Annotated in this window: 22 protein-coding genes and 1 pseudogene; all 23 read left to right on the top strand. The window is 37.1% G+C overall.

The window, feature by feature from the left end; genetic code table 11:
* Positions 1–13: 13 nt before the first annotated feature.
* Positions 14–526 carry an adenine phosphoribosyltransferase gene (locus RG565_RS07760; RefSeq protein WP_003025236.1) on the top strand — a complete coding sequence of 171 codons (513 nt, stop codon included), beginning with the start codon at positions 14–16 and terminating at the stop codon, positions 524–526.
* A 99-nt stretch (positions 527–625) separates the two neighbouring features.
* Complete coding sequence (metA, locus tag RG565_RS07755) at positions 626–1,570, top strand: homoserine O-succinyltransferase (RefSeq protein WP_195322775.1); 945 nt, start codon at positions 626–628, stop codon at positions 1,568–1,570.
* An 8-nt stretch (positions 1,571–1,578) separates the two neighbouring features.
* On the top strand, positions 1,579–2,253 hold the full coding sequence (locus RG565_RS07750; protein WP_247937329.1) for a DnaD domain-containing protein: 675 nt from the start codon (positions 1,579–1,581) through the stop codon (positions 2,251–2,253).
* Positions 2,254–2,346: 93 nt separating this feature from the next.
* Positions 2,347–3,036, top strand: a complete 690-nt coding sequence (locus RG565_RS07745; protein ID WP_151380126.1) for a tRNA (adenine(22)-N(1))-methyltransferase TrmK — start codon at positions 2,347–2,349, stop codon at positions 3,034–3,036.
* Positions 3,023–3,820 (top strand): Nif3-like dinuclear metal center hexameric protein, encoded by a 798-nt coding sequence (locus RG565_RS07740; RefSeq protein ID WP_247937330.1) that lies wholly within the window; start codon positions 3,023–3,025, stop codon positions 3,818–3,820. The genes RG565_RS07745 and RG565_RS07740 overlap by 14 nt, the downstream gene beginning before the upstream one ends.
* 12 nt (positions 3,821–3,832) lie before the next feature.
* Positions 3,833–4,930 (top strand): FAD-dependent oxidoreductase, encoded by a 1,098-nt coding sequence (locus tag RG565_RS07735; RefSeq protein WP_308937466.1) that lies wholly within the window; start codon positions 3,833–3,835, stop codon positions 4,928–4,930.
* A complete protein-coding gene (locus tag RG565_RS07730) occupies positions 4,931–5,407 on the top strand; it encodes an 8-oxo-dGTP diphosphatase (RefSeq protein WP_247937332.1) in 477 nt (158 codons plus the stop codon).
* Between the two features lie 18 nt (positions 5,408–5,425).
* Positions 5,426–6,252 (top strand): annotated as a pseudogene (locus RG565_RS07725) (ZIP family metal transporter).
* Between the two features lie 202 nt (positions 6,253–6,454).
* Entirely contained in the window at positions 6,455–7,324 is an 870-nt protein-coding gene (gene rfbA / locus RG565_RS07720) for a glucose-1-phosphate thymidylyltransferase RfbA (protein ID WP_106083263.1), read from the top strand.
* Between the two features lie 3 nt (positions 7,325–7,327).
* The gene (locus RG565_RS07715; protein WP_204982803.1) at positions 7,328–7,921 is read left to right on the top strand and encodes a dTDP-4-dehydrorhamnose 3,5-epimerase family protein; all 594 of its coding nucleotides are present in this window, start codon (positions 7,328–7,330) and stop codon (positions 7,919–7,921) included.
* Between the two features lie 30 nt (positions 7,922–7,951).
* Positions 7,952–8,998, top strand: coding sequence for a dTDP-glucose 4,6-dehydratase (gene rfbB, locus RG565_RS07710; protein WP_003039992.1), 1,047 nt, complete (start codon positions 7,952–7,954; stop codon positions 8,996–8,998).
* Positions 8,999–9,031: 33 nt separating this feature from the next.
* On the top strand, positions 9,032–10,051 hold the full coding sequence (gene galE, locus RG565_RS07705) for a UDP-glucose 4-epimerase GalE (RefSeq protein ID WP_247937333.1): 1,020 nt from the start codon (positions 9,032–9,034) through the stop codon (positions 10,049–10,051).
* Positions 10,052–10,358: 307 nt separating this feature from the next.
* Positions 10,359–10,949, top strand: coding sequence for a class I SAM-dependent methyltransferase (locus tag RG565_RS07700; protein WP_247937334.1), 591 nt, complete (start codon positions 10,359–10,361; stop codon positions 10,947–10,949).
* Positions 10,950–11,078: 129 nt separating this feature from the next.
* On the top strand, positions 11,079–12,005 hold the full coding sequence (locus RG565_RS07695; protein WP_247937335.1) for a glycosyltransferase family 2 protein: 927 nt from the start codon (positions 11,079–11,081) through the stop codon (positions 12,003–12,005).
* 72 nt (positions 12,006–12,077) lie between these two features.
* Positions 12,078–12,929 (top strand): dTDP-4-dehydrorhamnose reductase, encoded by an 852-nt coding sequence (rfbD, locus tag RG565_RS07690; protein ID WP_247937336.1) that lies wholly within the window; start codon positions 12,078–12,080, stop codon positions 12,927–12,929.
* Between the two features lie 641 nt (positions 12,930–13,570).
* A complete protein-coding gene (locus RG565_RS07685; RefSeq protein ID WP_247937337.1) occupies positions 13,571–14,827 on the top strand; it encodes a lipopolysaccharide biosynthesis protein in 1,257 nt (418 codons plus the stop codon).
* Positions 14,827–15,807, top strand: coding sequence for a glycosyltransferase family A protein (locus tag RG565_RS07680; RefSeq protein ID WP_247937347.1), 981 nt, complete (start codon positions 14,827–14,829; stop codon positions 15,805–15,807). The genes RG565_RS07685 and RG565_RS07680 overlap by 1 nt, the downstream gene beginning before the upstream one ends.
* A 29-nt stretch (positions 15,808–15,836) precedes the next feature.
* The gene (locus tag RG565_RS07675) at positions 15,837–16,808 is read left to right on the top strand and encodes a glycosyltransferase (protein WP_247937338.1); all 972 of its coding nucleotides are present in this window, start codon (positions 15,837–15,839) and stop codon (positions 16,806–16,808) included.
* A complete protein-coding gene (locus RG565_RS07670; RefSeq protein WP_247937339.1) occupies positions 16,809–17,525 on the top strand; it encodes a glycosyltransferase family 2 protein in 717 nt (238 codons plus the stop codon).
* The gene (locus tag RG565_RS07665) at positions 17,525–17,884 is read left to right on the top strand and encodes a DUF2304 domain-containing protein (protein ID WP_048800168.1); all 360 of its coding nucleotides are present in this window, start codon (positions 17,525–17,527) and stop codon (positions 17,882–17,884) included. The genes RG565_RS07670 and RG565_RS07665 overlap by 1 nt, the downstream gene beginning before the upstream one ends.
* On the top strand, positions 17,874–18,656 hold the full coding sequence (locus tag RG565_RS07660; RefSeq protein ID WP_247937340.1) for a glycosyltransferase family 2 protein: 783 nt from the start codon (positions 17,874–17,876) through the stop codon (positions 18,654–18,656). Before RG565_RS07665 ends, RG565_RS07660 begins: the two co-directional genes overlap by 11 nt.
* A gap of 23 nt (positions 18,657–18,679) precedes the next feature.
* Positions 18,680–21,667, top strand: a complete 2,988-nt coding sequence (locus RG565_RS07655) for a rhamnan synthesis F family protein (protein ID WP_247937341.1) — start codon at positions 18,680–18,682, stop codon at positions 21,665–21,667.
* A complete protein-coding gene (locus tag RG565_RS07650; protein ID WP_247937342.1) occupies positions 21,639–22,946 on the top strand; it encodes a DUF2142 domain-containing protein in 1,308 nt (435 codons plus the stop codon). Before RG565_RS07655 ends, RG565_RS07650 begins: the two co-directional genes overlap by 29 nt.

Here is a 22,946-nt window from a genome sequence, read left to right as displayed (position 1 = left end):
TAGAAAGACAGTTATGGATTTAAAAGATTATATTGCAACCATTGAAAATTACCCGCAAGAAGGGATTTTATTTCGTGACATTAGCCCATTGATGGCAGATGGAAATGCCTACAGCTATGCTATTCGTGAAATTGTCCAATATGCTACGGACAAGAAAATTGACATGATTGTCGGTCCAGAAGCGCGTGGATTTATTGTTGGATGTCCGGTAGCTTATGAGCTTGGAGTTGGTTTTGCTCCAGTACGTAAGCCTGGGAAATTGCCTCGTGAGGTTATCTCAGCTAGTTATGAAAAAGAGTATGGTGTAGATACCTTAACAATGCACGCAGACTCTATCAAGCCTGGACAGCGTGTACTGATTGTTGATGACCTTCTTGCAACAGGAGGAACGGTTAAAGCAACAATTGAAATGGTTGAACGTTTAGGTGGTATCGTTGCAGGTTGCGCTTTCCTTATTGAATTGGATGAATTGAAGGGACGCGAAGCTATTGGTAACTACGATTACAAAGTTCTCATGCATTATTAAGGTATAAGTAAAAGCTATATCTTGTTGTAGAAAAAGTATAATTGAAAACTATATCTCCTTTCAGTATAATAAAAGCAGAAAGAAAAAGGAGATATTTTCATGCCTATTAAAATTGATAAGAAATTACCAGCTGTTGACATTTTAAGATCTGAGAATATCTTTGTTATGGATGATGAGCGTGCAGAACACCAAGATATTCGTCCTCTGAATATCTTGATTTTGAATTTAATGCCGCAAAAAACAGTAACAGAAACGCAGTTGTTGCGTCATTTAGCAAATACGCCATTGCAACTTCGGATTGAATTTCTTTATATGACTTCTCATACCTTCAAAACGACACATGCGGACTATATGGAGACGTTTTATAAGACTTTTGATGAGATCAAAGGTCGTTATTTTGACGGTTTGATTGTCACTGGAGCGCCAGTCGAGCATTTGCCTTTTGAAGCAGTAGATTATTGGGAAGAATTTCGACAAGTTATTGACTGGTCCAAATCGCATGTTTACTCTACCTTGCATATTTGTTGGGGAGCGCAAGCAGCTCTTTATGCTCGTTATGGCATTGCCAAACACCAGATGAAGCGCAAGTTGTCCGGTATTTATAGTCAATCCATATCAGAAAAACCAAATTTGCTGTTTCGTGGTTTTGATGATGAATACGCAGCTCCTCATTCGCGTTATACAGAAGTTCGCAAAGAGGATATTTTAAACAAGAGTAATTTGGAAATTTTAGCTTGTGGAGAAGAGGTTGGTGTCTCCGTTGTGGCAAGTCGTGATCTTCGCGAAGTGTATAGCTTTGGTCATTTGGAATATGGCCGCGAGACCTTGGCAAAAGAATATTTGCGTGATGTAGACGAAGGGCTGAATCCGCATATTCCAGAAAATTATTTCAAAAATGATGACGTTACTTCAGTTCCCTGTTTACGATGGAATCTGGCTGCAGCGCTGTTTTTCAACAATTGGATTAATTATGCTGTTTATCAAGAAACGCCATTTGACTGGGAAAATGCAGCAAATGACGCTTCCTTGTTTGCTTATTTATAAGAGGTGTTATGACTTATTTATCAGCGTATAAGACGGGCAATTTAGTATTGCCAACTGAGCTTCTTTTTCATTTTCATGAAATATTTGATAATAGTGATGACTTTTTGGTCTGGCAATTTTTCTATTTGCAAAATACAACGTCGCTAGAAGAGATTTCTCCTGTTCAGATTGCAGAAAGTATCGGGAAATCCGTTGCAGAGGTCAATCGCTCTATGTCAAATTTGACAGAAAAAGGATTGTTGCAGTATAAAACAATTGCACTCAATGGTGAAATTGAAGCAGTTTTTGATGCGCTGCCAGCGCTTGAACGATTAGATGAAATTGTAGAAAGTCGCTCAAGCGTTGCGCAAACTGTTTCTCAAAATGTTTTAAAAGACTTGGTCGAGACTTTCCAGCAAGAATTAGGTCGCCTCTTGACACCGTTTGAAATTGAAGATTTAACAAAAACGATTCAAGATGACAAGATCAATCCTGAACTTGTTACTGCTGCTCTTCGTGAAGCTGTTTTTAATGGAAAGGCAAACTGGAGATACATCCAAGCTATTTTACGGAATTGGCGCCGTGAAGGCATTACAACAGTAGCACAGGTAGAAGCGAAGCGAGAAGAACGTGAAGCGGCAAATCCGCAAAATATCACTGTCTCAGATGATTTTTTGAAGGCTATGGATTTGTGGCGAGATTAAGATGTCGGAGTTTGTTCCCTTGGAATAGACTCTTTTTTTAGTTCCTTAAAAATGATATACTAAGTGAAACGATTATTTTAGAAATGAGTTATCATGCAAGTAAAGAATATCTCAAAACGTTTGAGAAAAGTAGCTGGTTTTGTACCACAGGATGCCAAAATCTTGGATGTAGGAAGTGACCACGCTTATTTACCGATTTATCTAATTCAGCAGGGAAGAACTTCCTCGGCTATTGCTAGTGAAGTTGTTGAGGGACCTTATCAGTCTGCGGTGACGAATGTAGCAGATAATCAGATGTCCGATAAAATTGATGTTCGCTTGGCAAATGGTTTGGCAGCTTTTGATGCAGAAGATCAGATTGATGTTATCGTTATTGCAGGAATGGGAGGAGGATTGATAGCAGATATTTTAGACAATGGCAGTGCAAAATTGGCATCTGTTAAGCGCCTGATTCTTCAGCCTAACAATCGGGAAGATGAACTTCGCAGGTGGTTGTGTGGTCATAATTTTCAAATTACAGAAGAAGCTATTGTGGAAGAAAATGGGAAATTTTACGAGATAATGATAGCTGAACAGGGGCATCAAGTGTTGAATGCTGAACAAGAACGCTTCGGACCTTATCTAATGAGGGAGCAATCAGCTGTTTTTCTAGATAAATGGCAGCGAGAAGTAGACAAGCTGGAAAAAGCTCTGGCTAAAATCCCTGAGAAAAATCTAACGGAACGCTCTGCTATGTCCCAAAAAATCAAGCAAATCAAGGAGGTACTGCATGCTGGCAAGTGATGTTATTAACCGTTATGAAGCATACTGTCCTAAGGATCTGTCCATGACGGGAGATGTCTGCGGACTGCAAATTGGAACTCTGAATAAGGAAGTTAAGCGAGTACTGATAGCTTTGGATATCCGCGAGCAGACAGTTGCAGAGGCGATTGAAAAAGATGTAGATTTGATTTTGGTTAAACACGCACCGATCTTTCGGCCTATTAAAGATTTAGTGGCAGACCGACCTCAGAATCAGATTTACATCGATCTGATTAAGCACGATATTGCAGTCTATGTCAGCCATACCAATATTGATATTGTGGATGACGGTCTCAATGACTGGTTCTGTGATCTACTAGAAATCACTGATACGGATTATCTTAGCGAAACGGTTCCTGGACACGGCATTGGTCGTATTGGCAAGATTGCACCTCAGACTTTTGGAGACTTTGCAGGCAAGGTTAAGGAAACTTTTGGTCTGGATAGTCTGCGTTTGGTGACTTATTCGGCTGTGGATCTGGAGCGAATGATTGAGAAAGTGGCAATCTGTGGTGGCAGTGGTCAGTCCTTTTACAAGGAGGCTTTAGCAAAGGGCGCTCAGCTTTATATTACAGGTGATATTTACTACCATACAGCACAGGATATGCTGAGCGAGGGGCTTCTAGCTTTGGATCCGGGTCACCATATAGAAGTGTTCTTTGTAAAAAAATTGGTTGAAAAGTTTCAAGACTGGAAAGTAGAAGAGGGTTGGGAAGTTGAATTTTTAGCCAGTCAAGTTTCTACAAATCCTTTTAAACATATCTAAGTAGGAAATTGTATGAAAAAAGTAGCGATTATCGGAGCGGGGATTGTTGGATCAACTGCTGCCTATTATCTATCAAAAAATCCTGTTTATCAGGTAACAGTTTTTGACCATGGAATAGGTCAGGCAACCAAAGCAGCAGCTGGTATTATCAGTCCGTGGTTTTCTAAGCGGCGCAATAAAGCATGGTATCGTATGGCGCGACTGGGAGCAGATTTTTATCTGGATTTGATAGCTGATTTACAGAAGGACGGTTTTGCAACGGAGTTTTATCAGCAGACTGGCGTCTTTTTGCTGAAGAAAAAAGAGGAGAGCTTGGAGGCACTCTATGACTTGGCAGACCAACGGCGAAAAGAGTCACCGCTCATTGGCGACTTGCGGCTACTTTCACGGGCGGAAGCAGCAGAGTACTTTCCAAATCTTAAAGGTTTTGACCGGCTGCTCTATGCTTCTGGAGGAGCACGCGTGGAAGGCTCATTATTGACTCAGACTTTGCTTACGGCTAGCAGTGCAGAAGTAATTCAAAAGAAAGTAAGTTTGGACATTCGAGATGGGGCTTTCTGGGTTGATAGTTGTTGTTTTGACCAAGTTATATTGGCAACAGGAGCTTGGTTGCCCGAGTTTTTGAGTCCATTAGGTTATCAAGTGGATATTCGTCCACAAAAAGGGCAGTTGCGAGATTATCAGACTGCTCTGGTGACAGATGATTATCCAGTCGTTATGCCAGAAGGAGAGCTAGATATTATTCCTTTTCAAAATGGCAAAATCAGTATGGGAGCTACACACGAAAATGAAATGGGCTATGACCTTAAAGTAGATCAGGTCATGTTAGATAAAATGGAACAGGAAGCTCTCTACTATTTTCCTAGGTTATCTCAGGCGAAAGTGGTGAACGAACGGGTCGGAATTCGAGCCTATACTAGTGATTTTTCTCCTTTCTTTGGTCAGGTGCCAAATCTTCCGCAGGTATTTGCAGCTAGTGGCTTAGGCTCTTCTGGTTTGACGACAGGTCCGCTCATCGGATATCATTTAGTTCAGATAATTCAGGGAAAAAACGGTAGTTTAAATCCAGCGGATTATCCCATTGAAATCTACATTAAGAAAGAGAAGTAGATGACAGAGAATATTTTAAATTGGGTCAATGTTTGTGTGAAAAAAGAGAATCAAGTTCTTTTGCTCAATCGACAGCATGATGATTTTAAAGGTTGGATTCAGCCAGGTGGAAAAGTTGAGTTTCCAGAATCCTTTTTTGAAGCAGCAGCTCGTGAGTTGAAAGAGGAAACGGGATTGACGGCTTTGAAATTACAGCTTAAAGGTATTTCAGGTTTTACCAATCCAGCAAAAGCAGAGCGTTATGTCTATTATGATTTTCTCTGTGAGGATTTTGAAGGGAAACTGCTAACGGAATCACAAGAAGGTCAGCCCAAATGGTGGTCAATTGATGAACTGGAATCGTTATTCATGCAGGACGACATCAGAGATAGGCTTCCTTTGTACTGGCGAAAGGGCTCCTTTGAGCGGATTCACTATTGGGATGAAGAGAACCATTGCATCAAAGAAACCAAGACGATATTGTATGATGAAAGATAATGAGGAGATGAAGTTGTTATGAACTGGTTGCAGGAGCAGCCTGTGGTGCTGCAGGCTTTTTTGGCGGGACTCTTTACATGGGGCTGTACCATTGTGGGCTCTGCGGTTGTCTTTTCTTTAAAACAGTCAGTCGTAAGCTGCTGGATATTATGATGGGATTTGCAGCTGGTGTCATGATTGCAGCTTCATTTTGGTCGCTCTTGCAGCCTTCAATTGAGTATGCAAAAGGTAACTATGGAGTCTGGTCTTGGATGCCAGCCGCCCTTGGTTTTCTGTTGGGTGGTTTCTTCTTGCGCTTTATTGATGCGGTAGTACCCCATTTACACCTTAGCAAGAAGGATGTATCTGAGGCAGAAAGTCTGCCGGAGCACAGCCGGAATAAACTGTCCAAAACGGCCCTGTTTTTTCTGGCTATTACCATACACAATTTTCCAGAAGGCTTGGCAGTAGGAGTGGCCTTTGGTGCCTTATCCAGCAATTCCAGTCCAGAAGTCTTTATCGGAGCCGTAGGTCTGGCTTTGGGAATTGGTCTCCAAAATGTGCCGGAAGGGGCAGCCTTGTCCATTCCTATACGGACAGACGGGGAATCGCGTCTTAAGGCTTTTTACTGGGGCTCGATGTCAGCTATTGTTGAGCCTATCGGAGCGGTTCTTGGCGCTTATGCGGTTATGGCAATGACGGCTATTCTCCCCTATGCCCTGTCTTTTGCGGCGGGAGCCATGATTTTCGTCGTCGTGGAGGAGCTGATACCAGATTCTCAGACAAATGGCAATACAGATGTTGCGACTTTAGGTCTCATGGTGGGCTTTGTATTGATGATGGTATTGGATGTGGCTTTGGGATAGCAGATACTTTTTTGAGACCAATCGTATATTTTATCAGCCTATTTAGATAACAGCAGTTCTATTTTGGCAGATTTTTGGTTTCGTTTTTGATTTTCATTAAGTGTGAAAGGCCTTGAATGAAAGTACTCTCTTTCTTGAAGGATGACATCCGCTTTCAAAAATGGTAAAATAAGGAGAATACATTTAAGAGAGGAAACTCATTATGAAAGGTATTATCCTTGCAGGTGGTTCTGGTACACGTTTATATCCTTTGACTAGAGCTGCGTCTAAACAACTCATGCCGGTTTATGACAAACCCATGATTTATTATCCATTGTCAACCCTCATGCTGGCTGGTATCAAGGACATCTTGATTATCTCAACACCGACAGATCTCCCTCGCTTTGAGGATTTGTTGGGTGATGGCTCGGAGTTTGGTATCAAACTTTCTTACGCTGAGCAACCAAGTCCAGATGGTTTGGCCCAAGCCTTTATCATCGGTGCTGACTTTATCGGAGATGACCATGTGGCTTTGATTTTAGGTGATAATATTTATCATGGCCCAGGCCTTAGTAAAATGCTGCAAAAAGCTGCTTCTAAGGAAAACGGAGCGACTGTCTTTGGTTATCAAGTAAAAGACCCAGAGCGTTTCGGTGTGGTTGAATTTGATAACAATATGAATGCAATCTCTATCGAAGAAAAACCAGAACAGCCACGTTCTAACTATGCAGTTACAGGTCTTTATTTCTATGACAATGACGTAGTAGAAATTGCTAAAAATATCAAGCCTAGTCCACGTGGAGAGCTGGAAATCACTGATGTCAATAAGGCTTACTTAGACCGCGGCGATTTGTCTGTTGAGCTTATGGGACGTGGTTTTGCTTGGTTGGACACCGGTACACACGAGAGCTTATTAGAAGCTGCTCAATACATCGAAACCGTCCAACGTATGCAAAATGTTCAAGTAGCAAACTTAGAAGAAATTGCCTACCGTATGGGGTATATCACCAAAGAACAAGTGCATGATTTGGCACAATCACTTAAAAAGAACGAATACGGTCACTACTTATTACGTTTGATTGGAGAAGAATAAGACATGTCTGAACAATTTTTTGAAAAAAAATTAGCAGTTCGTAAGATTGAAGCCATTCCTGGCATGCTGGAATTTGATATTCCAGTTCATGGGGACAATCGTGGCTGGTTCAAGGAAAACTTTCAAAAAGAAAAAATGGTACCCCTTGGTTTTCCAGAAAGCTTTTTTGCTGAAGGTAAGCTCCAAAACAATGTCAGCTTTTCCCGCAAAAATGTGCTCCGTGGTCTTCATGCAGAACCTTGGGATAAGTACATTTCTGTCGCAGATGGCGGAAAAGTTCTCGGTTCTTGGGTTGATTTGCGTGAAGGGGAAACATTCGGAAATACCTACCAAACGGTCATTGATGCCAGCAAAGGGATTTTCGTTCCTCGCGGTGTAGCAAATGGCTTTCAAGTATTGTCAGATACGGTTTCTTATAGCTATTTGGTCAATGACTACTGGGCATTGGAATTGAAACCTAAGTATGCCTTTGTCAACTATGCTGACCCCGCTCTTGGCATTGAATGGGAAAATCTTGACCAAGCAGAAGTATCTGAAGCAGATAAGAATCATCCAATGCTTAAGGATGTTAAACCTTTGACCAAAGATATGTTATAATACCCTCAGAAAATAGGAGAAAATCTTTTCATGACTGAATATAAAAATATTGTAGTGACAGGTGGTGCTGGTTTTATCGGCTCTAACTTTGTCCATTATGTGTACAATAACTTTCCAGATGTGCATATCACAGTTCTGGATAAGCTAACTTATGCTGGTAACCGTGCTAACATTGAAGAAATTCTAGGCGACCGCGTGGAGTTGGTTGTTGGAGATATTGCAGATGCAGCGATTGTTGACCAAGTGGCTAAGAATGCGGATGCTATTGTTCACTATGCGGCTGAAAGCCATAATGACAATTCACTTAATGACCCACGGCCATTTATTGATACGAACTTTGTCGGAACTTATACGCTTCTTGAAGCGGCTCGTAAATACGATCTTCGTTTCCACCATGTATCTACTGATGAAGTTTATGGTGACCTTCCTCTTCGTGAAGATCTTCCAGGGCATGGTGAAGGACCGGGCGAAAAATTCACCCCAGAAACCAAATACAATCCAAGCTCACCTTATTCTTCAACTAAAGCAGCTTCTGATTTGATTGTCAAGGCTTGGGTGCGCTCTTTCGGTGTTAAGGCCACCATTTCTAACTGTTCAAACAACTACGGACCATATCAACACATCGAAAAATTCATTCCGCGTCAGATTACCAATATCCTTTCAGGCATTCGTCCAAAACTTTATGGGGAAGGAAAGAATGTTCGTGACTGGATTCATACCAATGACCATTCATCAGGGGTTTGGACCATTCTCACAAAAGGGAAAATCGGTGAAACCTACCTAATCGGTGCAGACGGCGAAAAGAACAACAAAGAAGTGCTAGAGCTCATTCTCAAAGAAATGGGACAACCAGCTGACGCTTACGACCATGTAACAGACCGTGCGGGTCACGACCTACGCTATGCTATTGACGCTAGCAAGTTGCGTAATGAACTAGGCTGGAAACCAGAATTTACCAACTTTGAGGCTGGATTGAAAGAAACAATCAAGTGGTACACGGATCACCAAGATTGGTGGAAAGCTGAAAAGGAAGCTGTCGAAGCCAACTATGCTAAGACACAAAAAGTATTAAAATAATCACTATTGAAGCTTTGTCTTTAAAGGAGAATCATGAAACATAAAATTTTAGTAACAGGTGGAGCCGGATTTATCGGAACGCATACCGTTATTGAGTTAGTCAATGCTGGACACGAAGTTGTTATTGTTGATAATTTAGTGAACAGCAGCAAAAAAAGTGTAGAAGTTGTAGAACGAATTGTTGGTCAAAAAATTCCATTTTATCAAGTGGACATTCGTGATAAGAAAGCCTTACTTGAAATCTTTAAAACAGAACAACCAACAAGTGTGATTCATTTTGCGGCGTTGAAGGCAGTTGGTGAATCAACACAAATTCCACTGACTTATTACGAAAACAACATTACAGGAACATTGACATTGCTACGTGTTATGGAAGAAGTCAATTGCAAAAATATCATTTTCAGCTCTTCTGCAACTGTCTATGGAGACCCTCATACCGTTCCGATTTTAGAAGATTTTCCTCTGTCAGTCACCAATCCTTACGGACGTACAAAACTGATGATTGAAGAAATGCTGACAGATATTTATAAAGCTGATTCAAGCTGGAATGTTGTCTTGCTTCGGTATTTTAATCCAATTGGTGCTCATGAAAGTGGTGATTTGGGTGAAAATCCAAATGGCATTCCAAATAATCTCTTGCCATATGTGACGCAGGTTGCTGTTGGAAAATTAAAAGAAGTGCAAGTATTTGGTAATGATTATCCAACAGTTGACGGTACTGGTGTTCGTGACTATATTCACGTGGTGGATTTGGCAAAAGGACATGTGGCTGCTCTGCAAAAGATTGAAGGAACTGCTGGTCTAAATATCTATAACCTTGGTACCGGCAAAGGATATTCTGTTTTAGAAATTATCCAAAATATGGAAAAAGCAGTCGGCAAACCAATCCCTTATAAGATTGTTGACCGCCGTCCTGGTGACATTGCCACTTGTTATGCCGACTCTACAAAAGCAAAAGAGGAGTTAGGCTGGGAAGCACAATTTGATATTACACGCATGTGCCAAGATGCTTGGCATTGGCAAAGCAAACACCCAAATGGATTTGATGACTAAATAAAAAATATGTCAAATAGTAGACGAGACTGGGATAGTAGTTTCTCAGCCTCGCTTTTTGCATAGAAATAAGCTTGATGCACAGTAGTTGATTGCTCAAAACATTGCGTTGAAGTTGCGAATAATGCTTGCGAGGTATTTTCTATTCAAGCTTGTAAGAAGTATCTAATCAACCTTGTGGAAGTTGACCAGAACTCGCTGTTCTGAAGTTTTTGCATGATGACTTGAAAGTAAATTTACTAAAAAATTAGAAAACCAGTTAAGCATTTTTCTGGTGGAATAATGTTCTTTGTGTTAAACTAAAAATATGGAACATCATTTTAATCATAAAGCAGAATCATTCGATTCTCCAAAAAATATATTTATTGCCAATCTTATTCGCCAAGAAGTGGAGAAACAAATTGTAGATTTCTCTGACAAGTGCATTTTAGATTTTGGCGGTGGTACAGGATTGGTGAGCCTGCCATTGGCAACTCAATCCAAGTCAGTCACGCTTGTTGATATTTCAGATAAAATGCTTGAGCAAGCTCGCCTAAAAGTGGAAAAGCAAGCCATTGATAATGTTTATTTGTTGCAGCAGGATTTGTTGATAACCCCATTAAACCAATTATTTGACATCATCGTGGTTAGTCGTGTTCTTCATCATATGCCAAATGTTGAGAAGACTCTAGCGATGTTTAGAAATCATCTTGTAGAGGACGGACAGCTTTTTATTGCAGATTTTGTTAAAACAGACGTAAATCATCATGGCTTTCATCTTGATGAATTGGAAGAAAACTTATCTCAGAATGGTTTTCTGCCTGTCAAATCTCAGATAATTTATAGTGCAGAGGAACTCTTTTTAGAGAATTATGCAGAGCTTTTCTTGACATTAGCACAAAATCACTCGTTTGCATGATGAGTGATTTTGGTTTGTCTTTATAGTAAATTTCTTGATTCTTTTATGGAAATAGTAGAAAATGCCGCGTGGATATAGTATAATGGGATTATTGTGAATTAGAGCTATTTCTAACAGAAAGGGAGAAGAATGACAATATCAGTAATTATTCCTTGTTATTATGAAGAAGAGACGATTCCACTATTTTATGCGGAAATGGAAAAAATTAAATCACAAATAGATGATAATTTTGAATACATCTTTGTCAATGATGGTTCAAAAGATAGAACTTTACAAGTTCTACGCGACTTAAATCAAGCAGATAAAAATGTTCACTATCTTTCTTTTTCGAGAAATTTTGGAAAAGAAGCAGCTCTGTATGCAGGTCTCAAACATGCAACTGGTGATTTAGTGACTGTCATGGATGCGGATTTGCAAGATCCTCCGGGACTTTTACTCACAATGAAATCTATGCTGGAGAAGAATCCAGATTTGGATTGTGTAGGGACACGACGGACAACGCGTGATGGGGAATCTCTGATCCGTAGTTTTTTTGCTAGGATGTTTTATAAATTAATCAATAAAATTAGTCAAGTTGAAATGGTGGACGGTGCGCGTGATTTCCGTCTCATGCGCAGGCAAATGGTAGATGCCATTTTAGAAGTTTCTGAGTACAATCGTTTTTCTAAAGGGATATTTGCATGGGTTGGTTTTGAGACAGAGTATTTAGAATATAAAAATGTAGAACGAGTTGCAGGAAAAACCAGTTGGAGTTTCTGGCAATTATTGAATTATTCTTTAGAAGGGATTATCAACTTTTCAGATGCCCCTTTGACAATAGCTTTTTTGGGAGGTGTTGCTGCCTGTTTATTGGCATTCTTCCTTATCATGATTGTCATTGTTCGTACGTTGATTTTTGGCGATCCAACATCTGGCTGGCCTTCTATGGTGTCGATTATTCTTTTTCTAGGTGGTTTTCAGTTGTTGACAATTGGCATTCTTGGTAAATACATTGGGAAAATTTTCATGGAAACCAAAAAAAGACCAATTTACGTGATTAAAGAGAAGAGCGAGTAGAAAGCAGATTTTTTCTGCTTTTTTTGATATAATGAATTTATTGAATGTTTATTATTCAGAAAGGAATTTCAAATGATTTTAATTACAGGAGCTAACGGACAGCTTGGGACAGAACTTCGTTATCTTTTAGATGAACGCAACGAAGAGTATGTGGCAGTTGACGTGGCAGAAATGGATATTACAAATGCCGAAATGGTTGAGAAGGTCTTTTCCGAAGTGAAGCCAAGTCTTGTCTACCACTGTGCTGCCTATACAGCTGTGGACGCAGCAGAAGATGAAGGTAAAGAACTGGATTATGCAATCAATGTCACAGGAACTGAAAATGTTGCTAAAGCAGCAGAAAAGCATGGTGCAACACTTGTTTACATTTCTACAGACTATGTTTTTGCTGGAGATAAGCCAGTTGGGCAGGAATGGGAAGTAGATGATCAACCAGACCCTCAGACAGAATATGGTCGCACAAAGCGCATGGGAGAGGAATTGGTTGAGAAATATTCTAGCCGTTTCTACATTATCCGCACAGCTTGGGTCTTTGGAAATTATGGAAAGAACTTTGTTTTCACTATGCAGAATTTAGCGAAAACACATAAAACCCTGACTGTTGTGAATGACCAACACGGTCGTCCAACTTGGACACGTACGTTGGCTGAATTTATGACGTACTTAGCAGAAAACCAAAAAGAATTTGGCTATTATCATTTGTCAAATGATGCCACAGAAGATACGACTTGGTATGACTTTGCAGTGGAAATCTTAAAAGATACAGATGTCGAAGTTTTGCCAGTAGACTCTAGTAAGTTTCCAGCGAAAGCGAAGCGACCACTCAACTCTACCATGAGTCTAGCTAAAGCTAAGGCAACCGGCTTTGTCATCCCAACTTGGCAAGATGCTTTGCAAGAATTTTATAGGCAAGGAAAGAAATAGCATATTTTTATCAATTGTAGTAATTGGTGTTAGCCGATTTTTGGAGAGGATTATTTTCATCTTCTCTTTTTTTGATCTTTAGAGTAATGAAGATATGAAGTTAAAATTTGTGGTAATGACTTTAATTTTATATTTTACTTTTTGAGATAACGTATGAAGTGTTATTTGATGTTCTAACGTCAAGGATGGATAAGAGTTTTCCAGAAGAAATCTTGTGAAACAAAGCTCATTCTGGTTTTCTTAAAACTGAGCAACTCCCTACTCAATAATCAAGGTTAAATCAGAGAAGTAGGTTAATTGAAACTTTTTGAATTTCCAAGTAACATTTTATACCGGGATAGTTAACTATTTTGCGATGCTTGTTATATGAATCCTTCCAATCAGTTTTTAGGTAATTTTCTACTAAATCAGGTGAGTCATTTGGATAGGATAAGTTTTAGTAATAGCTATTTTTCTGGAGTAATGTGGAGAATTGGGGGCTAGATACTTCAACTTACATACGAGTACCTTCATCTAATTTATTCGTAACAGAGATTATAGAATTCAAAAATAGAGGTAATCGATTGATTGTTTTTCCTTATACACAAATCTCCTAGAAAATGGTATAATTAAGAAACTATAATGTGGGAGAGAGTTAGAATTTGAAAGAAACAACCCATCAAAAAGTATTCTTTTGGAATATATTTGGCAGCCTGTCATCAGCTGTCGTTTCGGTCATTCTTTTAGTTGTTGTTACTCGTGTATTGTCAAGTGAATCAGCTGATTTATACAGTTTCGCTTATGCGATTGCCAATTTATTAGTAATTGTTGCTAGTTTTCAGGTGAGAGATTTTCAAGCGACTGATATTCAAGAAAAGTATTCTTTTGATGCTTATCTTGTAACAAGAATTTTATCTAATATTTTGATGGTACTAATTCTTATCGGCTATATTATCGTAACCCCTTCAATACATAACAATATGGATATTATTTTTGGAGTATCTTTCTTTCGCGTTAGTGAAGCATTGTCGGATGTCTTTCAGGGATTGTTTCAACAAAGAGAACGACTTGATATTGCAGGTAAGTCCTTATTTATCAGAAATAGTCTATCAACCCTTGGATTCTTTATAAGTTTGATTATTTCAAGAAATCTACTATTATCGGTGATTATTCAAATAATTATTGCTTTTTTCTGTATCGGATTATTTGATTACCCACAATCAAAAGCATTTCATAAAATTAATTTTTTTAAAGTAAATGTAAAAGATATTTTTAGTATTTTAAAAGATTGTTTTCCGCTTTTTATCAACGCCTTTTTACTGGTTTCTATTTATAATCAGCCTAAATATGCTTTGAATGATATCTTTAATAAAGGCTTTATTGGAGCAGGTGTGCAAAGGGATTTCAGTGTTCTCTTCACCCCGATATTTTCCATGAATCTTATGATTGTATTCTTGAGGCCAATGATTACCCAGCTTGCAATTTTTCGAGAAGAAAAGAAAATAAGTCATTTTATAACTTATAAAAACAATCTGTTTAAAACGTTATGGTTAACGAGTGTATCTATCTTTTTATTAGGAACATTTTTAGCGATACCTATTTTAGATATTGTTTATGGTACTGACTTAAAGCATTATCATTCTAGTTTTTTGATTTTGTTATTTGGAGGGGTAGCAAGTACTTTTTCTACAGTGTGTGATAATATTCTAACTGTTTTTCGTAAACAACATTATTTGACTATCTCTTTTTTAACGGGATATCTAGTATCTGTGTTGACTGCAAGACCGTTGGTTATGAACTACGAGGTTTTTGGGGCCGCTTTATCATTTCTTTTTTCAATGGTAGCGTGGCTAAGTGTATCCTTGATTATATATTTTGTAACAAATCCCTATACATGGTTTAGAAAGAAAAACAAATGATGAAATTTTCAATTATAGTTGCGGCTTATAATGTGGCAAACTATTTAAATGAATGTGTTGAAAGCTTAGCAAAGCAAAATTTCCCTATGTCGCAGTTTGAGGTATTAATTATTAATGACGGTTCAACGGATGAGGCTACGGGCCCACTCAGTGATGCTTTATCTGATAAATATGATGTTGTTAGAGTTATTCATCAAAAGAATGGAGGCCTGTCTGCAGCTAGAAATACAGGTATTCAAAATGCTGTGGGAGACTACTTGTTGTTTGTTGACGGTGATGACTTTTGGAGTGACAATCATTTTCTCAAAAAGTTGAGTGATAATATTGAACAAAACAAGAGCGATATAGTAATCTTTTCGTATAATAAATTCTATAGTATAGATGATATCATTCAGGTTGGTTTTGAAACTGTTCCTTCTTTTGGACTTTTCAGTGATCATGTCTTGGATTTAGTATCAAAAGAAGTTTTGACTGCTCCTGCGTGGAATAAGTGTGTAAAGAAAGAGTTATTTAATCAAGGATTGGGCTTCCCTGTAGGGTTTTTATCAGAAGATTGTCTTTATTGTGCAAATCTTTTGAAAATGGCAGGTAGTTTTTCTATTCTTAATTCGGATAATTACATGTATAGACAAAACCGAGATGGGAGTATTACTAATATAGTGAAAGAGAAGAATGTCTATGATATTTTAAAAAGTATTGACATTGGATTAAAAGGTATTGAAACATATAATCAAAAACTTAAGACTGCACTTGAGGTTTATTTCACAATATCTTATATTTCAATATTGCCTTTTGTTAATCAGTATCTTCACAATAAAGATATTGGAAGTTTACTGAAAAAATATCAATATCTATTAAAATTTTCTAAAAAAATAAACAATAGGACATTCAAATGGGTTGGTATTTTTACGAAGATTATGGGACTTAGCATATCAATCAAACTTTTTCCACGTTTGATAGGATATTACAAAAAGAGTTAATTAAGTGAATGAAAGTAAGGGAAGTATAAATGTCTAATAATCTAGCAGTTTCAGTTATTATTCCCGTTTATAATGCGGAAAAAGGCATTAGAAAATGCCTAGATTCGCTTTTAGAACAAACTTTTAAGAATTTTGAAATCATATTATTGAATGACGGATCGACTGATAATTCTTTAAATGTGCTTCAAACCTATGCCAATCATTATCCATTCGTTCGAGTGATTGATAAGGAAAATGAAGGTGTGGCAAAAACAAGAAATAGAGGGATTCTCTTAGCTAAAGGGGATTATATTGTTTTTATTGATAATGATGATTATGTAAACAGTGATTATCTGCAAGTATTTTATGAATCCATCTCCAAAGACGAAATGGACATTGTACTTGGTGGTTATAGACGTGTTAACCAAGAATATAAAATTATTTTTCAACAAGATTTGATTGACACAGATTGGTCGAAATATATTGTGGTAGCTCCTTGGGCTCGCATTTATCGAACATCTTTCTTGAAAGAAAATCAAATTCAATTTTTTGACTATCCAATCGGTGAAGATGTTGTCTTTAGTTTAAATGCCTATAATAAAACAGATAAAATCAAAATTATTGATTATAATGGTTATAATTGGTTTTTTAATGAGTCTAGCATTTCAAATACGTCTCAAAGAGGATTTAATCCTAAGATTGATATAGTTTACTTTTTATCACAATTGAAAGAAGTCGCTGGTGATTCGATTTATTTGAGGTACTTTATTAAACGTTATTATATTTGGTATTTGTTGTTTTCAGGCCGTTCTGCATCAAGTTCTGAGTTTATGAATCAGTATAGAATAATAAAAGAATGGATTGGACAAGAGCAAGTGGATTCTAATCTATCACCTCTGTCTAATAAGGTTCATGGTGAGAGATTTCAGATAATTATATTCATCTTGCTTTTTAGAAGCTTAGAATCTTTGAGACTGATGCCACTATTTTCAAAAATCTACTGTAAAGGAAAGAAAACGTAATTGAAAGTTTTAATGATTATTCCTGCTTATAATGAAGAGGAAAGTATTTTAAATACCGTTTTAAGCATTGTCGAATATCGGAAAAAAGTTGATTTTGAATTGGATTATGTCGTCATAAACGACGGTTCGACAGATCACACCAAAGAGATTCTTGATGAAAATGGGCTGAATGCAGTTCATCTTGTGATGAATCTTGGAATTGGTGGAGCCGTTCAGACAGGTTATAAGTATGCTTTAGAGCATGGCTATGATGTTGCAGTTCAGTTTGACGGGGATGGACAGCACGATATCAGTTCTTTGGCATCTTTATTGGAGCCTATTTGTAAGAATGAAGCGGATTTAGTAATTGGGTCACGTTTTGTTGGAAATAAAGCATCAGAATTTCAGACGACTTTTATGCGTCGATTTGGTATTACGATTATTTCTGCTTTTATTAAATGTACAACTGGAAAAAGAATTTTAGATACCACATCTGGTTATCGCTTGGGCAATCATAAGATTATTCGACAGTTTGCGATGCGCTATCCTATTAAATATCCAGAACCAGAGTCTATCGTTCATATTTTAAAACGAAAATATAGAGTAGTAGAAGCTCCGGCAAATATGTTTGAGCGTTCTGGTGGAGTTTCTTCCATAACGCCTATCAAATCAATTCGGTATATGATTGAAGTTTGTTCATCTATTTTGATTGCTGCTTTTATGAAAGAGAGTGAATAATGTCTATTTTGTCTATTGCTATGCTGGTTGCTTCTATTTTATTTTTATATTTTGTGTTTAGAAATATCAATAGGAATAACATATTGTTTGAGCAAGCTTTTATGTGGATTGTGATTGGTTTTGTATTGATTATTATTTCAATTTTTGATTTCATTCCAGTTTATTTTGCTCAACTTTTAGGTTTTGAATTGACCTCAAATTTTTTGCTTTCTCTGGCAGTTTTTTTCTTGTTGATTATCGTATTTTTTCATACAATTGCTATTTCTAAACAAAAGGAGCAAATCAAGCAGTTGGTGCAAGAATTATCAATTACAAAGCAAAAAATTTCTGAATTAGAAAGCGAAAAAGATGAAAAATAACCATACTTGGGTCATTTGCGCTTATGGTGAAAGTGAGTTTTTGGAAGCCTGTATTTTATCTCTGAAAGCTCAAACAGTAAAATCAAAGATTATCTGTTATAGTTCAACCCCTCTTGAGTCTATCAAGCTACTTTGCCAAAAATATGACCTTCCTTTTTATACTAAAGAAGGAGGAGGGATTGGGAAAGATTGGAATAATGCCCTCTCTTTTGTTGATACGCAGTTTGCGACCATTGCTCATCAAGATGACTATTATGAGCCAACTTACCTAGAAGCTGTGCTGCAAAAAATAGAGCAATCTAAAGATGTTTTAATTGCTTATACAGATTACTTTGAAGAAAAAAATGGTGTCAAAATTTTAGCTAATAAAAATCTAAAAATCAAGACATTTATGCTCAAAGTATTGAATATAATGCCAGCTAGCCATTTTTGGAGAAATCGAGTATTAGCTTTAGGAAATCCTATCTCATGCCCAGCTGTTACCTATAATCTGGCTCGGATCAAGGAGTTTCGCTTTGATGAAAAGATGCGGGTCAGTCTAGATTGGTATGCCTGGTATAAGATTAGTGAATATAAGGGACGATTTGCTTTTATCTCTGAAAAACTTATGTGTCACCGGATTCATGAGGAGTCAGAGACGACCAAAACCATTTCAGACAATACTCGAACCAAAGAAGATTTATATATGTATCAGCTCTTTTGGCCTAAATGGATAGCCAAGCTGATTAATCGTGCCTATATAAAAAGTCAAGATTCTAATTCTAATGACTAGACTTGATATGATAAGGAAAGTGTATGAAAGATTTAATATCTGTCGTTGTGACATGCTACAACCATGAAGACTATATTGAGCAATGCTTGCGCAGTATTTTTAAGCAGAGCTACAGAAATATTGAACTTTTTGTTTTAAATGATGGCTCTACAGATAAGTCTGCTCAGATTATCCAAGAAACTCTGAGAGATTCTCCTTTTCCAACACAATTTAAAAGCCATGAGAATATGGGTTTGGTCATGACCCGCAATAAAGGCTTAGGTCTGATTAATGGAGAATTTTTTCTTTTTGTGGATAGTGATAACTTTTTAGATGAAGCTTATATTGAGAAATGCCATCAAAAGCTCTGTCAAGCAGGCGCGGACATCGCCTATAGCGATTTATATGACCCAGAAAGAGAAAAAATATATTTAAAGGGACAGCCCTTTGATTTATCCTCTTTTTTGGAGAGGAGTTATATCGATAGTTGTTCCTTGGTTCGAACAGAAATAGTTAAAGGGGTAGTTTATGATGTGGAACTCAACTATAAGAAGCTAGAGGATTATGAGTTTTGGCTTAATTTAATTATCAACAGACAAGCTGTTCCAATCTATGTTCAAGATACGAAATTAAATTATCGAGTTCTTGAAAGCTCCATGTCTCAGAGAAATTCTACCAAGTATTATTTTGATGTTTATCTTTATGTTTTAAAAAAATATCTAGATAAAATACCTCAGGAAGTTTATCAGGCTCTGAGCGACAATATCTTTACTTTAGAAGGACGGCTAGATGATTTAATCCAGCATACTGCCAAGGTAGCTGACTATGTTTCTGAATTAAAAGGAGAATTAAGCACTTCAAAAGAAACTATCAAAACTTTGAAAATAAATGTGAAAAAGATTAAATATCAGAGAGATGAAGCGATTGAAGAGCAGTTTGAAATTCGCCGTTCTATTTCCTATCGTTTAGGAAATGCAATGATTACACCTCTAAAATATATGGGGCAGATTATTCGGAACCCTAGAAACATAAAAGGTGTTCTTAGTCTGATGAAACAGCAGCTAATTCGACTGAAAAGAAAAGCAAAATCTCCTAAGACATATTATTATCAACTATTGCGCAATTCTCAACGTAAGCAAATTGCAAATTTAAATGGGGGAAAAGTGCTCATTTATGTTATTTTTGAATCTGAAAGACGTTTACAGCAATATAAAATCCTCTTTTTAGAGAAATTAGCGGTTTTAGCTGATGAGACTTTGATTGTAGTGAATGGGGGGGTGCTTGCAGAAGATATAAAAATTTTAGAGAAATATGGTCAAGTGTTAACAAGAGATAATATTGGCTATGATACAGCAGCTTTTCGTGAGGGAATTTTGTCTCTTGGAAAGGATAAGTTGCAACAATATTCTCAGTTAATGCTAGTGAATGATACTAATATTGGTCCAATGAGAGATTTAACAGCAGTCTTTCAAACTATGATTGAAAAAAATCTTGATTTCTGGGGCATTTCTTACGGAGAAACTCAAGAAGATATTACAGGATTTAATAAGTATGGATATATTCCTGAACATTTGCAGTCGTATTTTCTTGTTATCGAGCCGCTGTTATTACATTCAAATGCTTTCTATGACTACTGGGAACAGCTGACAGATACAGACTCACGTGATGAAGCCATTGGTAAACATGAAACTATTTTTACAAAGTATTTTGCAGACTTAGGCTATCGTTATGATGCGCTAGTTCATGAAAATAGAGATTCTGCTATGTATATTCATCCCTTGAGAATGTTAGAAGCAGGCAGTCCACTAATTAAATACACTGCTTTGCGCAACTACGATGACCAGCAATTTTTATGGCAAGGATTGGAAAGAGAATCTGAAATACCGGATTTGTTAGACTATATTCAAGAGAATACGGATTATCCTATCCGTATTCTTGAAAACATTATTCAAAAATTCAAAGATATACCACGTGATCAATATATCTTAATTATTGACGGAGTGGAGAATATTATTCCGCAATGTACCCGCTATCGTGTTTTGAATAAGGCTGAACAGCTTAGAAAAAACGGTTTTGCTGTTAAGGTAGTAAATGCCTCTGAGTTTCAGGTTTCGCAAGCTCAATATGCTAGTCATATCATTATTTATCGCGCTCCTTGGTCTATCCAATTGCAACTTCTATGCGATTTGGCTAAGAGCGAAAACAAACCAGTATATTTTGATATTGATGACTTAGTATTTGATACAATTTATACGGATCAGCTGAGCTATACACAAGGCTTGTCCGAAAAGGATAAAAGCAACTATGATGCTGGGGTCAGAAACTATGGAAAGATGTTGGCGGCTTGTGATGGAGCCATTACTTCAACTAATCAACTGAAAGAAGAATTACTCAAGTATCAGGATACAGTTTTGTTAAATAGAAATTTAGCTTCGAGTGAATTGATGGAAGTTAGCTCATGTTTTATCAAGGATTACAATCAGCAAAGCCAACAAGTTAAGATTGGCTATTTCTCAGGGTCAATTAGTCATAACGAGAACTTTGAATTGATAAAGCCGGCTCTTAAAAAGCTGCTAGAAGCGTATCCGTTTATCGAACTTCATATTGTAGGACATCTAGATATTCCGACAGATATGAAAGTTTATGAGCAACAGATTATTGTTCATGATTATGTTGATTGGAAGACTTTACCACAGTTGATTAGTCAGGTAGACATTAATTTGGCACCTCTGGTAGATTCAATTTTCAACCGTGCTAAATCTGAAATCAAATGGTTAGAAGCAGCAATGGTTAAAGTTCCTACAATTGCTAGTGATATAGGTGCTTTTGCAGATATGGTGATAGATGGTCAGACGGGGCTTTTAGCCAAAGAGGATGAATGGAAAGAGAAGCTGGACAGCTTGATTTTTTCAGCTGAACTGCGGCAGAGATTGGCAGAAAATGCCTATCATTTTGTTTTAGAAAATTGCAGTTTAGATAACAAAGATGAAATGGTGACATATTTTGAAAAGAATAAAAACAATAAAAGTTGAAACAATCTTCTTGATATTAGCAAGTATTTTTATCCTGACGTTTATGATTGTCCAGCCAATCAATCGTGTACCTGATGAAAGTAATCATGCTCGGATGACTTGGGAAGTTTTTCATAAGCCCACATCCGAAACTTATAAATGGATGGAGAAGATTCCTGCTACACCAGATGTTTCTCCTAAGGACTACAAACAATTATTTACTAAAAAAATTGCTTTATCAAAAGAAACATTTTCTTTTAGATTCAATCTAAAATCCCTCTCTTTTCTTCCTCAGTTAATTGGAATGACTCTTGGAAGTTTCCTTTATCCCTCTGTTGGTGTAATTGTCATGATGGGACGTCTTTTTAATGCTTTGGCTTACATTATAGGAATTTACTTTCTTATTAAGTATTTTAAATATGGTAAGAAAGCTCTGCTTTTTATTTCCCTTTTGCCTATTATGGTTCAGCAAGCTGCTTCACTGTCTTATGATGTGATGAACTACTTAGAGATTATGCTGGTAATTGGCTTTTTCACTAATATTGCTTATAAAAAGAAATTTACAAATAAGAATTTGCTTGAATTGTTCTTTATTTCAATTGGACTCTTTATAACCAAGCCTAATAATTTACTTTTGCTGGGACTATTGCCGTTTATTGATTTTGAATTTGAAGGTTTTTTATCAGCTCTAAATAGAGGTTTTTTAGCAACAAAAAATTTTGTTGATCGTTATCGCTATGTTTTCTATATATTGGGATTTATTGCGTTTTTCTTAGCACTTCATCTGGCTTTTCGCAATCAAGGCGGATTAATGCATTACGGTAGGATTTTGCTTAATACTCTCTTTAAACAGCGTCTAAATGGTGATTTGAATACAATTTTGACAATTGGGATATTTGGATTCTTGGGAAATTTCACTATCCAATTACCGCTTTGGTTAATTTTTATTGATGTTGCAGTACTTATCATCATTTTCTTGCAATCCCAAAAGGATTTTATGAGTCGGAGCTACACTGTTATATCTTGTTATCTTTTTGTAGTGCAGGTTATTGCTGTTATCTCTATTATGTATTTACAGTGGACACCGATTGTCCTTGGTAAAAATGCACCAGTGTCAGTAGGGGCTCAAGGCCGCTATTTCACGCCTTTTCTCATTTTGCTACTACCAACAGTCGCAAATCTTGGTGTATTGGAGATAAAAGAAGAAAAAGTTAATAGACTAATGGTTGGTACCTTGATTGTCAACTTCCTGATTTCTCTGTATTTAATGGTACCATTTTATTGGAATTTATTAGGATAA

This window comes from Streptococcus sp. IsoGale021 (assembly GCF_031142795.1).
GTDB classification, from domain to species: domain Bacteria; phylum Bacillota; class Bacilli; order Lactobacillales; family Streptococcaceae; genus Streptococcus; species Streptococcus hominis.
This window is presented reverse-complemented; position numbering and strand designations above follow the sequence as displayed.

Coding starts and splice junctions, on each gene's coding strand:
- RG565_RS07760 (WP_003025236.1), top strand. CDS start 14: ATGGATTTAAAAGATTATATTGCAACCATTGAAAATTACCCGCAAGAA.
- rfbB (WP_003039992.1), top strand. CDS start 7,952: ATGACTGAATATAAAAATATTGTAGTGACAGGTGGTGCTGGTTTTATC.
- RG565_RS07740 (WP_247937330.1), top strand. CDS start 3,023: ATGCTGGCAAGTGATGTTATTAACCGTTATGAAGCATACTGTCCTAAG.
- RG565_RS07745 (WP_151380126.1), top strand. CDS start 2,347: ATGCAAGTAAAGAATATCTCAAAACGTTTGAGAAAAGTAGCTGGTTTT.
- metA (WP_195322775.1), top strand. CDS start 626: ATGCCTATTAAAATTGATAAGAAATTACCAGCTGTTGACATTTTAAGA.
- RG565_RS07675 (WP_247937338.1), top strand. CDS start 15,837: ATGTCTAATAATCTAGCAGTTTCAGTTATTATTCCCGTTTATAATGCG.
- RG565_RS07700 (WP_247937334.1), top strand. CDS start 10,359: ATGGAACATCATTTTAATCATAAAGCAGAATCATTCGATTCTCCAAAA.
- RG565_RS07695 (WP_247937335.1), top strand. CDS start 11,079: ATGACAATATCAGTAATTATTCCTTGTTATTATGAAGAAGAGACGATT.
- RG565_RS07735 (WP_308937466.1), top strand. CDS start 3,833: ATGAAAAAAGTAGCGATTATCGGAGCGGGGATTGTTGGATCAACTGCT.
- RG565_RS07715 (WP_204982803.1), top strand. CDS start 7,328: ATGTCTGAACAATTTTTTGAAAAAAAATTAGCAGTTCGTAAGATTGAA.
- RG565_RS07750 (WP_247937329.1), top strand. CDS start 1,579: ATGACTTATTTATCAGCGTATAAGACGGGCAATTTAGTATTGCCAACT.
- RG565_RS07660 (WP_247937340.1), top strand. CDS start 17,874: ATGAAAAATAACCATACTTGGGTCATTTGCGCTTATGGTGAAAGTGAG.
- RG565_RS07655 (WP_247937341.1), top strand. CDS start 18,680: ATGAAAGATTTAATATCTGTCGTTGTGACATGCTACAACCATGAAGAC.
- RG565_RS07665 (WP_048800168.1), top strand. CDS start 17,525: ATGTCTATTTTGTCTATTGCTATGCTGGTTGCTTCTATTTTATTTTTA.
- rfbA (WP_106083263.1), top strand. CDS start 6,455: ATGAAAGGTATTATCCTTGCAGGTGGTTCTGGTACACGTTTATATCCT.
- RG565_RS07680 (WP_247937347.1), top strand. CDS start 14,827: ATGAAATTTTCAATTATAGTTGCGGCTTATAATGTGGCAAACTATTTA.
- galE (WP_247937333.1), top strand. CDS start 9,032: ATGAAACATAAAATTTTAGTAACAGGTGGAGCCGGATTTATCGGAACG.
- RG565_RS07730 (WP_247937332.1), top strand. CDS start 4,931: ATGACAGAGAATATTTTAAATTGGGTCAATGTTTGTGTGAAAAAAGAG.
- rfbD (WP_247937336.1), top strand. CDS start 12,078: ATGATTTTAATTACAGGAGCTAACGGACAGCTTGGGACAGAACTTCGT.